Source organism: Streptomyces sp. NBC_01268 (assembly GCF_036240795.1).
Lineage (GTDB): Bacteria > Actinomycetota > Actinomycetes > Streptomycetales > Streptomycetaceae > Streptomyces.
On the sequence record NZ_CP108454.1, the window covers coordinates 6,106,148 to 6,120,357 of the forward strand.

Here is a 14,210-nt window from a genome sequence, read left to right on the forward strand (position 1 = left end):
GGCGCCATGCTCCCCGGACTCCCGAGCGGAGACTGCGCCTGACGAAAATGGGGACTCATGGCATCACGGCGGGACGAGCTCAACGCGTACACCTTTGCGAAGAAGCGCACGGTCGCGGCATTCCTCCAACCCTCTCCCTCGGGTACGGAGGAGGGGGCGCCCAGGCCGCTGCGCGCGGTCGTCCCCGGCCTGATCATCGGCGCGCTGGTGGTCGCCGGATTCGGTGCCTGGGGGATGTTCAAGCCCACGGCGCCCAAGGGCTGGGACAAGCCCGGCACCAAGGTGATCGTCGGCAAGCAGTCGACCACCCGCTACGTGGTGCTCACCACCGGCGAGGGCAAGGGCCGCAAGACCCTGCTCCACCCGGTGCTCAACCTGGCCTCCGCCCGACTCCTCCTCAACCCGGACGACTTCCAGGTCATCCAGGTCGACGACAAGGAGCTCGACAAGGGCAAGCCGCCGCGCGGTCCGATCCTCGGCATCCCGTACGCCCCGGACCGCCTGCCCGCCGCCGAGGACGCGGGCACCGCCAAGCGCTGGGCCGTGTGCGAGCAGCCCGGCGGCGGCAACGGCGGCGGCGTGCAGAAGGCCACCTTCCTCTTCGCCGAGCGCGACCTCGGGCGCACGGACGACAAGTACAAGCTGGGTCCGGGCCAGGTCCTGTACGTGAAGGGGCAGAAGGAGAGCGCCCAGTACCTCGTCGACCACACCGGCACCAAGTACCGGGTCAACGAGAAGGCGCCGAACCTCACCACCGCCCTCTTCGGCGTCAACCGGCAGCCCCAGCAGGTGACCGACGACTGGCTGGCCACCCTGAAGACCGGCACCCCGGTCGACTTCCCGCAGATCCCCGGAACGATCGGCACCGACGCCGGCGTCAACGGCGGCCTCACTCAGGCCCAGGACCAGGTCGGCATGGTGCTGCTCGCCCAGACCGGCTCCGGCCCCCAGCACTACGTCGTGCTCCAGGGCAAGGTGCAGCCGGTCAGCGCCTTCACCGCCTGGCTGCTCATCAACTCCCCGCAGACCGCGGACCTCCACATGAACGGCTCGCCCAGCGGCGTCAGCCTGGGCCAGCTCAGCCCCGACGCCGCTCCCTTCGCCGCCGACCGCCGCTGGCCCGAGCGGAAGCCCGACCAGGCCAACTCCGTCGGCGGCCCGAACGCCCGCGACACGATCTGCTCGGTGCTGCAGAGCGTCGGCGACAAGGGGCAGACGACCCTGACGACATGGGCGGGCACCAAGTACCCCGCCGACATCACCGCCGGCGGCACCAGCACGTACGTCACCCCCGGCACCGGGCTGCTCTACACCCAGATCCAGGGCCGGCAGTCCGCGCCCGGCGGCTCGCTCTTCCTCGTCACCGACACCGGGCTGCGCTACGCGGTGCAGGCCAACGGAGACAGCGACAAGGGCCGTTCCGACATCGGCGCGGCGCACCAGCAGCAGACCGACGGACGCCCGGAACCCTCCGACGCGCAGAAGCGTCTCGGCTACGAGAAGGTCACTCCGGTGCTCGTCCCGATGGAGTGGTCGGAGTTCCTGTCCAAGGGCCCGCGCCTCGACACCAACAGCGCGCGCCAGCCGCAGGGTTCGTGAGGGAGGTGGAGCGGATGACGACGTACCGCACGGGGGCGCTGCTCGCCGCGACGACCCTCGCCGGCCTGCTCGCGGTGCCGCCCGCCGCGTACGCCGAGGGGATCCAGCGGCCGGCCGGTCTGGACGGCAGCGGCGAGTGCACGTTCCCGATGAAGAAGCAGATCGAGGGCATCCCCTGGTCGCTCCAGCGGGTGCTGCTCGACGAGCTGTGGCAGGGCAACAAGGGCAAGGGCGTCCGGGTCGCGGTCATCGACACCGGCGTCGACGACGTCAACCCGCAGCTGAAGGGCGCGGTGGACGCCAAGGCGGGCAAGGACTACCTGAAGCCCGACAAGGAGAACCCCGGCCCCGGCGACGACAAGCGCGGCAAGACCGACGGCACCGTGGACGAGGTCGGTCACGGCACCAAGGTCGCCGGGATCATCGCCGCCCGTTCCCGCACGGGCACCGGCTTCGTCGGCCTGGCCCCCGAGGCCACGATCATCCCGATCCGACAGAACGACGAGAAGAACAGCGGCAAGTCCGACACGATGGCCCAGGCGATCGACTACGCGGTCCTCAAGGGCGCGCACGTCATCAACATCTCCCAGGACACCACCCAGCCGCTCGGACCGGACTCCGCCATGGCCAAGGCGGTCGCGCGGGCGATCGCCGCGAACGTGGTGGTCGTCGCCTCCGCGGGCAACGACGGCGTCGACGGCAAAGACAAGAACACCTACCCCGCGGCCTTCCCCGGGGTCCTCGCCGTCGCCTCCTCGGACCGCGACAACGAACGCGCCGCGTTCTCCCAGTCCGGCCCCTTCGTCGGGGTCGCCGCACCCGGCGTCGACATCGTCTCGACCGTCCCGGGCGGCGGCCAGTGCGTCGACAACGGGACCAGTTTCTCCGCCCCGTACGTCTCCGGCGTCGCCGCCCTGCTGCGGGCCAAGCACCGGGACTGGACCGCTGCGCAGATCGTGACCAGGATCGAGCAGACCGCGGTCCGCTCGGTCAACGGGCGTGACAGGCACGTGGGTTGGGGCGTCGTCGATCCGGTGCGGGCGCTCGCCGACGGAGCCGACGACACGGCCCCGCCGAGCAGCCCGACGCCGGACCCGGGACCGCCGAGGCCGCCGGCGCCCGAACCGGCCCACATGGCGATGTCGGAGACTCCCCAGGAGCGCTCCGAACGGCTCGCCACCTATGCGTTGGGGATCGGCGCGGTCCTGGTGGCCGTGGTCGCCGGCGCCGCCGCCGTGATCCGCGACAGCCGTCGCCGGAGACCGGTCCGGTGAGCCAAGTATCCGGTGGGTACTTTGCAGTTGGAACTACCGTCCCCAATGGCTAGAGTGACGGTCGGGGGCACGGTAGTGCGATCCCAGCACGGGGGCGGCATCAAGAGATACCCGTCCGTATCGCGATCGGAAGGCCCGGCGGCCTGACCGCCGCTCGCCACCGTAGGAAGAAGGGGCAAGATGTCGAAAGACCTGAACGTAACCAGTGCCGAACAAGTCAAGCTGGCCGGCCGGATCCAGGACTTCCACGACGAGCTCCAGGCTCGCATCACCTCCCTCAACGGCGTCGTGGACCGCATCCAGGCGGGCTGGCAGGGCGCCGCGAGCAAGGAGTACGACCGGGTCCAGAACGACCTGAACCTGCGTCTGCGCAACATGCGCGTCGAGCTCGTGAAGCTGGAAGAGGTCATGCGCATGAGCGCCGACGGCTTCACGCAGGAGGAGGAGGACCGCATCCGGTCCTTCCGCAAGATGGACGACACCACGGCCGGCCAGAGCGCCATCCTCGGCATGGCCTGAGCCTCGCCCTCCTCCCGCGTCTCAACACTCCAGGAGCCACGAAGATGACTACTGCGGTCAATTACGACACCGTGACCCAGGCGGCGGGCGACGTCCGCCTGACCTCCAGCCAGCTCAGCCAGAAGCTCGAGGACCTCATGGCCGAGGTCAACCGCGTCGCCTCCAACTGGGACGGCGAGGCGAAGGTCGCGTACCGCGAGAGCCAGGACCGCCTGACCAAGGACATGGCGGCCATGAACCAGGACCTGGCGCGCATCGCCCAGCTCCTCGACGAGTCGGTCGTCGGCTACCGGGACACCGACAAGGGCAACGCGGCCCGCTTCCGCATGATGATGTGATCCCGCGTCAGTGACGCCTGAGGGGGTGGCCCGTTCTCACGGGCCACCCCCTCACGCATGTCCGGCTCCCACTACCGCAGGTCGAACTCGCCGTCCCGCGCGCCGAGCACGAACGCGTCCCACTCGGCCTTCGTGTACCGCAGCACGGTCTCCTTGTCGAGCGAGGAGCGCATCGCCACCCCGCCGCCCGGCAGATACGCGATCTCGACCCGCTCCTCGTCCGGACTGGTCCCCGGCGCCCCCTGCCACTCGACACCGGAGATGTCGAGGGCGTAGAGCTCTTCCTTCACGCGTTCCCTGTCCTGGGCGTCAGCCATCGGCGCGTTCCTTGTCTGTGCTGATCAGTACGGTGCAACCCTGCCGACCACCCTAGCGACGCCCCCGTCCCCGTACACCGGAAACCGGAAGCACGGCCCCCGTCACGTCCGGTCCGGCATCCATCCCAGCTGGACCAGCGGCGCCCCGCGCTTGCGGGAGACGAAGGTGCCGCGGCCCGGAGGCATCTTCCTGGCGCGGACGTTGCCGAGGATGTCGCCCTCGCCGTGGTCGCCGGAGAGGATCACGCCCTGCGCGCCGAGCTCCTTCGCGCGCTGCATGAACGGCTCGTACATCGCGCGGGAGGCGCCGGCCGCGTTGCGGGCCACGATGAAGCGGATGCCGACGTCGCGCGCGAACGGCAGGTTCTCCACCAGGACCTGGAGCGGGTTGCCCGAGTTCGTCGCGACCAGCTCGAAGTCGTCGATCAGGACGAAGAGCTGCGGACCCGTCCACCAGCTGCGGTCGCGCAGCTGCTGCGGGGTGATGTCCGGCTTCGGGGCGCGCTTGGTCATCACCGTGTTGATGGCGTCCATGTGCATCTGCATGGCCGAGGCCATCGGCGCGTACTCCAGCAGGTGCGAGGGCGCCACCGCCTCCAGCATCGTGCGCCGGTAGTCGCCGACGACGATCCGGGCCTGCTCCGGGGTGTACCGCTCGCACAGCTGCTTGGCGATCAGACGCAGCAGCGCCGTCTTGCCGGACTCGCTCTCGCCGAAGATGAGGAAGAACGGGTCCGTCTCGAAGTCGACGAACACCGGCTCCAGGTTCGTCTCGTCGATGCCGATCGCGATGCCGTGCTGCGGGTACTCGAAGCCCTTCGGCAGCTGCTCCGCCGGCAGCCGGCGCGGCAGCAGCCGCACGGCCGGGGCCGCGGCACCCGTCCAGGCGGCCTTCGCGGCCTGGACGAACGCGGCCGTGCCGTCGGACAGGTCCACCGCCGAACTCGCCCCGTCGATCCGCGGCAGCGCCCCCATGAAGTGCAGCTTCTCCGGCACCTGACCGCGCCCGGGCACGCCCGGCGGCACGTTGGCCGCGACCTTGCGGTCGAACTCGGAGTCCATGACGTCACCGAGCCGCAGCTCCAGACGCCCCAGCATCTGGTCCTTGAGGGCCGCCCGCACCTCCATGTAACGGGCCGCGGTGATCACCACGTGGATGCCGTAGCCCAGACCCCGCGCCGCGAGGTCCGAGACGACCGGCTCCAGCATGTCGTAGTCGTTGCGGAAGCCGCCCCAGCCGTCCACGACCAGGAACACGTCGCCCCAGGCCTCGCCGGGCAGCTCGCCGGCCGCGCGCTTGCGCCGGTAGGTGGCGATGGAGTCGATGTTGTTGGCGCGGAAGAACTCCTCCCGCCGGTTGAGCACGCCCATCACCTCGGCGACCGTACGCCGCACCCGCTCCGGGTCGAGCCGGGACGCCACACCGCCGACGTGCGGCAGATCGGCCAGCGAGGACAGGCCGCCACCGCCGAAGTCCAGGCAGTAGAACTGCACCTCGGCCGGCGTGTGCGTGAGCGCGAACGACGACACGAGCGTGCGCATCAGCGTCGACTTCCCGGACTGCGGACCGCCGACCACCATCATGTGGCCCGCCGCACCCGAGAAGTCCCGGTACAGCACCTCGCGCCGCTGCTCGAAGGGCTTGTCGATGAGACCCAGTGGCACCGTGAGACCGCCGGGGCGGCTGTACTCCGTCGCCGTGAGCCCCCGGTCCGCGGTCTGCGCGAGCCCCGGCAGCAGGTGGTCGAGCGTCGGCGCCTGGTCGAGCGGCGGCAGCCACACCTGGTGGGCCGGCACGCCCTGCCCCTCCAGCCGGCGCACGATCACGTCGAGGACGGTGTCCGCGAGCGCGTCGTCCTCCTCGGCGCGCTGCGCCGTCAGGTACGCCGGGTCGGGCGCCGCGTAGACCACGGGCACCGGCGAGGCCGTGAACAGCGCGGGCCGCCGCTCGATCGGCAGCTGCCCGGCCTCCAGCCGCGGACCGCCCGTACGGTACGTCCCCGAGACGTACGCCGCCTTGAAGCGGGTCATCTCGTCCGTGCCGAACTTCAGATAGCCGGAACCCGGCACCGACGGCAGGTGGTACGCGTCCGGCACGCCGAGCGCCGTGCGCGACTCCGCCGCGGAGAAGGTCCGCAGACCGATCCGGTACGACAGGTACGTGTCCAGGCCGCGCAGCTTGCCCTCCTCCAGGCGCTGCGAGGCCAGCAGCAGATGCACGCCCAGCGAACGCCCGATGCGGCCGATCTGGATGAACATGTCGATGAAGTCAGGCTTGGCGGTGAGGAGTTCGGAGAACTCGTCGATCACCAGGACCAGCGAGGCCAGCGGCTCCAGCGGAGCACCCGCCGCCCGCGCCTTCTCGTAGTCGTGGATGTTCGCGTAGTTGCCCGCCGACCGCAGCAGCTCCTGACGCCGCTGCAGCTCGCCGCGGATCGCGTCACCCATGCGGTCGACCAGCGTCAGGTCGTCCGACAGGTTGGTGATGACCGCCGCCACGTGCGGCATCTGCGACATGCCCGCGAAGGTCGCGCCGCCCTTGAAGTCCGCGAGGACGAAGTTCAGCGTCTCCGAGGAGTGCGTCACCGCGAGCCCCAGCACCAGCGTGCGCAGCAGCTCCGACTTGCCGGAACCCGTCGCACCCACGCACAGGCCGTGCGGGCCCATGCCCTCCTGCGCGGCCTCCTTCAGGTCCAGCATGACCGGCTGCCCGTCCTCGCCGACACCGATCGGCACCCGCAGCCGCTCGGCGACCGACCGCGGCCGCCAGGTGCGCGCCACGTCCACCGAGGCCGCGTCGCCCAGGTTCAGCAGGTCCGTGAAGTCCAGGTTCGCCAGCAGCGGCTCGTCGTCGTCCCCGCCGCCCATCCGCAGCGGCGCCAGCTGCCGGGCCAGCGCCTCGGCGGCCGGCAGCGACATGCCGTCCGGCACTCCCTCGTACGCGAAGCCGCCGCCCGACTCCAGGCGCAGCCGCCCCGGCCGCACCACCACGGACAGGCCGCCGCGCTGCTCGTCGAGCTCACCGGAGACCACCTCGACGATGGTCACGCCCTGCAGGCCCTCGGCCGCCGCCAGCAGCGAGTCCGGGGGCACCAGACCACCGCGTGGTGCATGGGAGTCCAGCACCACCACCACGTGCGGCTGGTCGAGCACCGGCTGGTTGTCCCGGCTGAACCGCGGCCGCCCGTCCAGGCGCGAGCGGATCAGCTGCTCCAGCTCGCCCAAATCGTCGCCGAACAGGCGCTTGGTGCCCGCCCCGTCGACCGTCCCCGGCACCTGGGTGTGCGGCAGCCACTTCGTCCAGTCCCAGCGCTCCTGCGCACCGCGCGCCGCCACCACGGCCAGCATCAGGTCGTCGGGGGAGTGCAGCGTCACCAACTGCGCCACCAGACCGCGCGCGGCGGACTGCGCCGACTCCGGATCGCCGGAGATCGTCACGTGGTAGAACGCCCGCATCGACACCGCCATCGGCAGCCCGTCCAGGGTGCCGTGCACGGCGAGGAACTGCTGCATCGCGCCCGCGCACAGGGGCTCCAGCTCGTCCACCGGCGCCGTGTCCGGCGCCACCAGCGGGGTCGCCAGCTGCTGAGCGCCCAGCCCGATCCGCGCCTGCGCGAAGTCGTGGTCGCCGACCCGCCGTTCCCAGACCCGCGAGCCCTCGGCGACCACCGACCACAACTGCTCGGGCGCCGGGTGCAGATACAGTTGCGCGTCCCGCTGACGACGGGCCGTCCGGCGCACCGTACGCCGGGTCTGCGCGAGGTATTTGAGGTAGTCCCGCCGCACATCGGCCATTTGCCCCTGCGTACCGCGGCGGAATCTCACGAACTGGGCGATCGCCATCGCGACCGTCGACGCCAGCATCAGGACGCCCATGATGCGCATGATCGGCGACGGCGTCATGAAGAAGAACACCACGGACGAGCCCATGCCCAGCATCGGGAGGAGCTGCATCAACGCGGACTCCTGCTGTCCCCGCGGAAGTTCCGGCGGAGACTCCAGGACCAGTTCCTCACCGGGTACTTCCGGAGGAAGGGACCTCGGCGGGCGTTTGACGACGATCTGGCTCACCGGCGCATCAATCCCTCGTTACGGGCGGGCTCGTGAGGGAGTCACCGCAACTGCGCCCCCGTCGGCTGTGTTCCATGCGGTCTCCCCCGTGAGTGCAGGATCCTACTTGCAGCCACCCCCACCGGTCCCCGGTAGGGTGGCGCCGCAGTGTGCGCAACCGCGAATCAGGGGGTCCAGAAACGTGAGTACGACCGCAGCGACCGGCTTCTGCCGCGTCACCGTCGTGGCGCCCGACAGCCGTATCGACGTCGCACTCCCCGAGGACATCGCCGTCGCCGACGTCCACCCGGAGATCCTCCGGCTCACCGGGCAGACCCAGCCGGTCGGCGCCCCCACCGGCTACCACCTGGTCCGGCGCGACGGCTCCGTCCTCGACGGCGCCCGCTCGCTCGCCGCGCAGCAGGTCCTCGACGGCGAGGTGCTCTCGCTGCGCCCCTTCGCGCAGTCGCTGCCGCCCGCCGTCTTCGACGACGTCTCCGACGCCGTCGCCTCCGCCGTCACCCGCGACCGCCACCTGTGGAGCGACGACCTGCTGCGCGGCGCCGGACTCGTCGGCGGCGTGCTGCTCCTCGTCCTCATGGGCTTCGTGCTCTGGTTCGCCGACCCGCTCCGGCACGACATGCACAGCCTGCCCGGCGTCATCGCGGGCGCCGCCGGCCTGCTGCTCACCGCCTTCGCCGGCGTCCGCGCCCGGGTCTACGGCGACCGCGCCACCGCCGTCGCCCTGGGCCTCGGCGCACTGCCGCTGCTGCTCATCGCCGGCTCCGGCATCATCGCCCCCGACGCGGGGCAGGGCCCCGGCCGGCTCCAGTTCCTGCTCGGCTGCGTCACCGTCCTGGTCGCCGCCGTCGCGCTCGTCGCCCTCACCCCGAGCGGCGACGCCCCCTTCGTCGCGGCCACCTTCCTGGCCACCGTCGGCACCCTCGCCACCTTCGTGGCGATCATGACGGAGTCCTCCGCCACCGAGACCGCCGCCGTCTGCGTCCCCGTGGCCATCGGCCTGGTCGCCTTCCTGCCCGGCCTCTCGGCCCGCTTCGCCCGCCTGCCCATCGGCTACGCCTCCCCGCGCAGCGCCTCCGAGGACGAGTTCCTGGCCGACCCGCACCACGCGGCCCACGAGGAGGCGCAGCCCGTCGACGGCGAGCGCATCGCCCTGCAGGCCCGCCGCGGCCACGAGATGCTGCTCGGCCTGGTCGGCGGCTGCGCGGCCGTCGTCGTCGGCTCCGCCGCGGTCCTCGGCTTCGCCGGGAACGTCTGGGGACAGCTCCTCGCACTGGCCGCCGGCCTCGCGATGCTGCTGCGCGCCCGGCTCTTCCGCTACACCTCGCAGGTCGCCTGCGTCCTGGTCGCCGGCCTCGCCGCCATCGCCCTGCTGATCCTCGGCCTCTCCCTGAACCCGCCGGTCGACCTGGTCAAGGACCTCGTGATGTACGGGGACCGCGGCGGCCTGGACGTCCGCACGATCTGGCTGACAGCGGCCGTCGCCGCCGGTGCCGCCCTGGTCACCGCGATCGGCCTGATCATCCCGAGGAAGGGCCTCTCGCCCTTCTGGGGCCGCCTGCTCGACCTGACCGAGGGCTTCGTCCTGCTCTCCCTGGTCCCGCTCTGCCTCGCCGTGCTCGACGTGTTCATGGCAGCGCGGTCGCTGACCAGCTAGTGACCGCCGGTCACCGGGACCGGGTCACCCGAACGGCCTCACCGGCGAGCTGGTACGCTGTGTGACGGCCGTTTGTGTACGCGCTCCCGGAACCACCCCGCTTCAGGACGATCTCGTCCCAGGGCGGGCTCGGGGAGCAGCGCTCATCGGACCTTCGCTCGCGAGTCACGGAAGATTCCCCTGAGATCCAGACCAGGGGCACTCGTGGGCGCACGAACACCAAGAGGAGATCCGCGTGGCTCTCGACGCCGCTGTCAAGAAGCAGATCATGACCGAGTTCGGCACCAAGGAGGGCGACACCGGCTCCCCCGAGGTCCAGGTCGCGATGCTGTCCCGCCGCATCTCGGACCTGACCGAGCACCTCAAGACCCACAAGCACGACCACCACTCCCGTCGTGGTCTGCTGATCCTGGTCGGCCAGCGCCGCCGCCTGCTGCAGTACCTGGCCAAGAAGGACATCCAGCGCTTCCGTGCGCTGGTCGACCGCCTCGGCATCCGCCGCGGTGCGGCCGGCGGCGCCAAGTAAGCAGCCGTGAAGGGAGCGGTTCCCACTTTCAGGGGGCCGCTCCCTTTGCTGTACGTGCGAAAGGTGCACAGCGGCCCGTAGGCTGGTGACACAACCGCACGCACAACAGCACAGACGAAGAGCGAGGAGCCGCCTGCTCGCCGCCGGTCCTCGGTAGTGGCCCCCGGGCAAGAGCCCCGGGAGCTTCGATCGAAGACCGGCCCGCACCCGGCACGCTCCTCAGCCTCCGTCGACACCGTCCCCGGCCACACGGGCCGAAGGACGCAAAGACGAACACGTAGGAGAAACCGCTAGTGGAGAACGAGACCCACTACGCCGAGGCCGTCATCGACAACGGCACCTTCGGCACCCGCACCATCCGCTTCGAGACCGGCCGTCTGGCCAAGCAGGCCGCCGGCTCCGCCGTCGCCTACCTGGACGACGACACGATGGTCCTCTCTGCGACCACCGCCTCGAAGCGCCCCAAGGACCAGCTCGACTTCTTCCCCCTCACGGTGGACGTCGAGGAGCGGCAGTACGCGGCCGGCAAGATCCCCGGCTCCTTCTTCCGCCGCGAGGGCCGGCCCTCCGAGGACGCGATCCTCACCTGCCGCCTCATCGACCGGCCGCTGCGCCCCTCCTTCAAGAAGGGCCTGCGCAACGAGATCCAGATCGTCGAGACGATCATGGCGCTCAACCCCGACCACCTGTACGACGTGGTCGCGATCAACGCCGCCTCCGCGTCCACGATCCTGGCGGGCCTGCCCTTCTCCGGCCCCATCGGCGCCACCCGCGTCGCCCTGATCAAGGGCCAGTGGGTCGCGTTCCCGACGCACACCGAGCTCGAGGACGCCGTCTTCGACATGGTGGTCGCCGGTCGCGTCCTGGAGGACGGCGACGTCGCGATCATGATGGTCGAGGCCGAGGCCACCGAGAAGACCATCGAGCTCGTCAAGGACGGCGCCGAGGCGCCGACCGAGGAGGTCGTCGCCGCCGGTCTCGAGGCCGCGAAGCCCTTCATCAAGGTCCTCTGCAAGGCCCAGTCGGACCTCGCCGCCAAGGCCGCCAAGCCCACCGGCGAGTTCCCGGTCTTCCTGGACTACCAGGACGACGTCCTGGAGGCGCTCACCGCCGCCGTCAAGGGTGAGCTCACCAAGGCGCTCACCATCGCCGGCAAGCAGGAGCGCGAGGCCGAGCTCGACCGCATCAAGGAGATCGCCGCCGAGAAGCTACTCCCGGCCTTCGAGGGCCGCGAGAAGGAGATCGGCGGTGCCTACCGCGCGCTGACCAAGAAGCTGGTCCGCGAGCGCGTCATCAAGGACAAGGTCCGCATCGACGGCCGTGGCCTCACGGACATCCGTACGCTCGCGGCCGAGGTCGAGGCCATCCCGCGCGTGCACGGCTCGGCGCTGTTCGAGCGTGGCGAGACCCAGATCCTGGGCGTCACCACCCTCAACATGCTCCGCATGGAGCAGCAGCTGGACACCCTCTCCCCGGTGACCCGCAAGCGCTACATGCACAACTACAACTTCCCGCCGTACTCCGTCGGCGAGACCGGCCGCGTGGGCTCGCCCAAGCGCCGCGAGATCGGCCACGGCGCGCTCGCCGAGCGCGCCATCGTGCCGGTGCTGCCGACCCGCGAGGAGTTCCCCTACGCGATCCGCCAGGTGTCCGAGGCCCTCGGCTCCAACGGTTCGACGTCCATGGGCTCGGTCTGCGCCTCCACCATGTCGCTGCTGAACGCCGGTGTGCCGCTCAAGGCCGCCGTCGCCGGTATCGCCATGGGTCTGATCTCCGAGGAGATCGACGGCCAGACGCACTACGTCGCCCTCACCGACATCCTCGGTGCGGAGGACGCCTTCGGCGACATGGACTTCAAGGTCGCCGGCACGAAGCAGTTCGTGACCGCGCTCCAGCTCGACACCAAGCTGGACGGCATCCCGGCCTCCGTCCTGGCCGCCGCGCTGAAGCAGGCCCGCGACGCGCGTCTGCACATCCTCGACGTGATGAACGAGGCGATCGACGTTCCGGACGAGATGTCCCCGAACGCGCCGCGCATCATCACCGTCAAGATCCCGGTGGACAAGATCGGTGAGGTCATCGGCCCCAAGGGCAAGATGATCAACCAGATCCAGGAGGACACCGGCGCCGAGATCACGATCGAGGACGACGGCACCATCTACATCGGTGCCCAGCAGGGCTCGCAGGCCGAGGCCGCCCGCGCCACGATCAACGGCATCGCCAACCCGACCATGCCGGAGGTCGGCGAGCGCTACCTGGGTACGGTCGTCAAGACCACCACCTTCGGTGCCTTCGTCTCCCTGCTCCCGGGCAAGGACGGCCTGCTGCACATCTCGCAGATCCGCAAGCTGGCCGGTGGCAAGCGCGTGGAGAACGTCGAGGACGTGCTCGCGATCGGCTCCAAGGTCCAGGTCGAGATCGCCGAGATCGACCAGCGCGGCAAGCTGTCCCTGATCCCCGTGATCGCGGACGAGGACGGCGCCGCCGACGACAAGGGCGACACCGACCAGTGACGTCCCGTAGTCCCCGCGCGACGGCCCGCCCCTCCTCGGAGGGGCGGGCCGTCGCCCGTACCCAAACGCTTCTCCCGGGCAAGGACGGCATCGGCACGGTCCGCCGCACCACCCTGCCCGGCGGCCTCCGGATCGTCACCGAGACCCTCCCGTCGGTGCGCTCCGCCACCTTCGGCATCTGGGCCCACGTCGGCTCCCGCGACGAGACCCCGACGCTCAACGGTGCCACCCACTACCTGGAACACCTCCTCTTCAAGGGCACCCACCAGCGGTCCGCCCTCGACATCTCGGCCTCGATCGACGCGGTCGGCGGCGAGATGAACGCCTTCACGGCGAAGGAGTACACCTGCTACTACGCCCGGGTCCTCGACACCGATCTGCCGCTGGCGATCGACGTCGTCTGCGACATGCTCACGGGCTCGCTCATCCTCGACTCCGACCTGGACGCCGAACGCGGTGTGATCCTCGAAGAGATCGCGATGACCGAGGACGACCCCGGCGACATGGTGCACGACCTGTTCGCGCAGACCATGTTCGGCGACACCCCGCTCGGCCGCCCGGTCCTCGGCACCGTCGACACGATCAACGCGCTCACCCGGGACCAGGTCGCCCGCTTCTACAAGAAGCACTACGACCCGACCCACCTGGTCGTCGCCGCCGCCGGCAACGTCGACCACGCCACGGTGGTACGCCAGGTCCGCCGCGCCTTCGAGAAGGCCGGCGCCCTCACCCGTACCGACGCCACCCCGATCGCCCCGCGCGACGGGCACCGCACCCTGCGCACCGCGGGCAGGGTCGAGCTGCTCGGCCGCCGGACCGAGCAAGCCCACGTGGTCCTCGGCATGCCGGGCCTGGCCCGCACCGACGAGCGCCGCTGGGCGCTCGGGGTGCTCAACACCGCCCTCGGCGGCGGCATGTCCTCCCGCCTCTTCCAGGAGGTCCGGGAGAAGCGCGGGCTGGCCTACAGCGTGTACTCGTACACCTCGGGCTTCGCCGACTGCGGCCTCTTCGGGGTGTACGCGGGCTGCCGCCCCAGCCAGGTCCACGACGTGCTGCGGATCTGCCGGGACGAGCTCGACAAGGTCGCCACCGACGGGCTCACGGACGACGAGATCGCCCGCGCCATCGGGCAGCTCTCCGGCTCGACCGTGCTCGGCCTGGAGGACACCGGCGCGCTGATGAACCGCATCGGCAAGAGCGAGCTGTGCTGGGGCACCCAGATGTCGGTCGACGACATGCTCACCCGGATCGCGGCGGTCACCCCCGACGAGGTACGGGAAGTGGCCCGCGACGTACTGGAGCAGCGGCCCTCGCTCGCGGTGATAGGCCCGCTGAAGGACAAGCAGGCGGACCGCCTCCACCAAGCGGTCTCCTGACCCTCTCGTCATGTAAGGAA

Annotated in this window: 10 protein-coding genes; 8 read left to right on the forward strand and 2 right to left on the reverse strand. The window is 70.7% G+C overall.

Translation table 11 applies throughout. From position 1 onward, the window contains the following. Positions 1–57 precede the first annotated feature (57 nt). The 4 genes from eccB to OG309_RS27640 all read left to right on the forward strand — a co-directional run bounded on the left by eccB (position 58) and on the right by OG309_RS27640 (position 3,730). Positions 58–1,599: a type VII secretion protein EccB gene (gene eccB, locus OG309_RS27625; RefSeq protein WP_329424749.1), complete on the forward strand. Its 1,542-nt coding sequence runs from the start codon at positions 58–60 to the stop codon at positions 1,597–1,599. Positions 1,600–1,613: 14 nt separating this feature from the next. Next, positions 1,614–2,873: a type VII secretion-associated serine protease mycosin gene (gene mycP, locus OG309_RS27630; protein ID WP_329424751.1), complete on the forward strand. Its 1,260-nt coding sequence runs from the start codon at positions 1,614–1,616 to the stop codon at positions 2,871–2,873. A gap of 180 nt (positions 2,874–3,053) precedes the next feature. Continuing rightward, complete coding sequence (locus OG309_RS27635; protein WP_329424753.1) at positions 3,054–3,392, forward strand: WXG100 family type VII secretion target; 339 nt, start codon at positions 3,054–3,056, stop codon at positions 3,390–3,392. A 44-nt stretch (positions 3,393–3,436) separates the two neighbouring features. Continuing rightward, the gene (locus OG309_RS27640) at positions 3,437–3,730 is read left to right on the forward strand and encodes a WXG100 family type VII secretion target (protein ID WP_329424755.1); all 294 of its coding nucleotides are present in this window, start codon (positions 3,437–3,439) and stop codon (positions 3,728–3,730) included. A gap of 71 nt (positions 3,731–3,801) precedes the next feature. Here the strand turns inward: OG309_RS27640 and OG309_RS27645 are convergent, their stop codons facing one another. Both OG309_RS27645 and eccCa read right to left on the reverse strand, forming a co-directional pair. Further along, positions 3,802–4,047, reverse strand: a complete 246-nt coding sequence (locus OG309_RS27645) for a DUF397 domain-containing protein (protein ID WP_329424757.1) — start codon at positions 4,045–4,047, stop codon at positions 3,802–3,804. A gap of 102 nt (positions 4,048–4,149) precedes the next feature. Then, entirely contained in the window at positions 4,150–8,118 is a 3,969-nt protein-coding gene (gene eccCa / locus OG309_RS27650; RefSeq protein ID WP_329424759.1) for a type VII secretion protein EccCa, read from the reverse strand. Between the two features lie 181 nt (positions 8,119–8,299). Here eccCa and eccD point away from each other — a divergent pair, with 181 nt between their 5' ends. The 4 genes from eccD (at position 8,300) to OG309_RS27670 (ending at position 14,190) form a co-directional block, all read left to right on the forward strand. Continuing rightward, complete coding sequence (gene eccD, locus OG309_RS27655) at positions 8,300–9,775, forward strand: type VII secretion integral membrane protein EccD (RefSeq protein ID WP_329424761.1); 1,476 nt, start codon at positions 8,300–8,302, stop codon at positions 9,773–9,775. 235 nt (positions 9,776–10,010) lie between these two features. Beyond that, positions 10,011–10,301 carry a 30S ribosomal protein S15 gene (gene rpsO / locus OG309_RS27660; protein ID WP_329424763.1) on the forward strand — a complete coding sequence of 97 codons (291 nt, stop codon included), beginning with the start codon at positions 10,011–10,013 and terminating at the stop codon, positions 10,299–10,301. Positions 10,302–10,594: 293 nt separating this feature from the next. Next, entirely contained in the window at positions 10,595–12,814 is a 2,220-nt protein-coding gene (locus tag OG309_RS27665) for a polyribonucleotide nucleotidyltransferase (RefSeq protein WP_329424765.1), read from the forward strand. After that, complete coding sequence (locus OG309_RS27670) at positions 12,811–14,190, forward strand: M16 family metallopeptidase (protein WP_329424767.1); 1,380 nt, start codon at positions 12,811–12,813, stop codon at positions 14,188–14,190. Before OG309_RS27665 ends, OG309_RS27670 begins: the two co-directional genes overlap by 4 nt. Positions 14,191–14,210 lie beyond the last annotated feature (20 nt).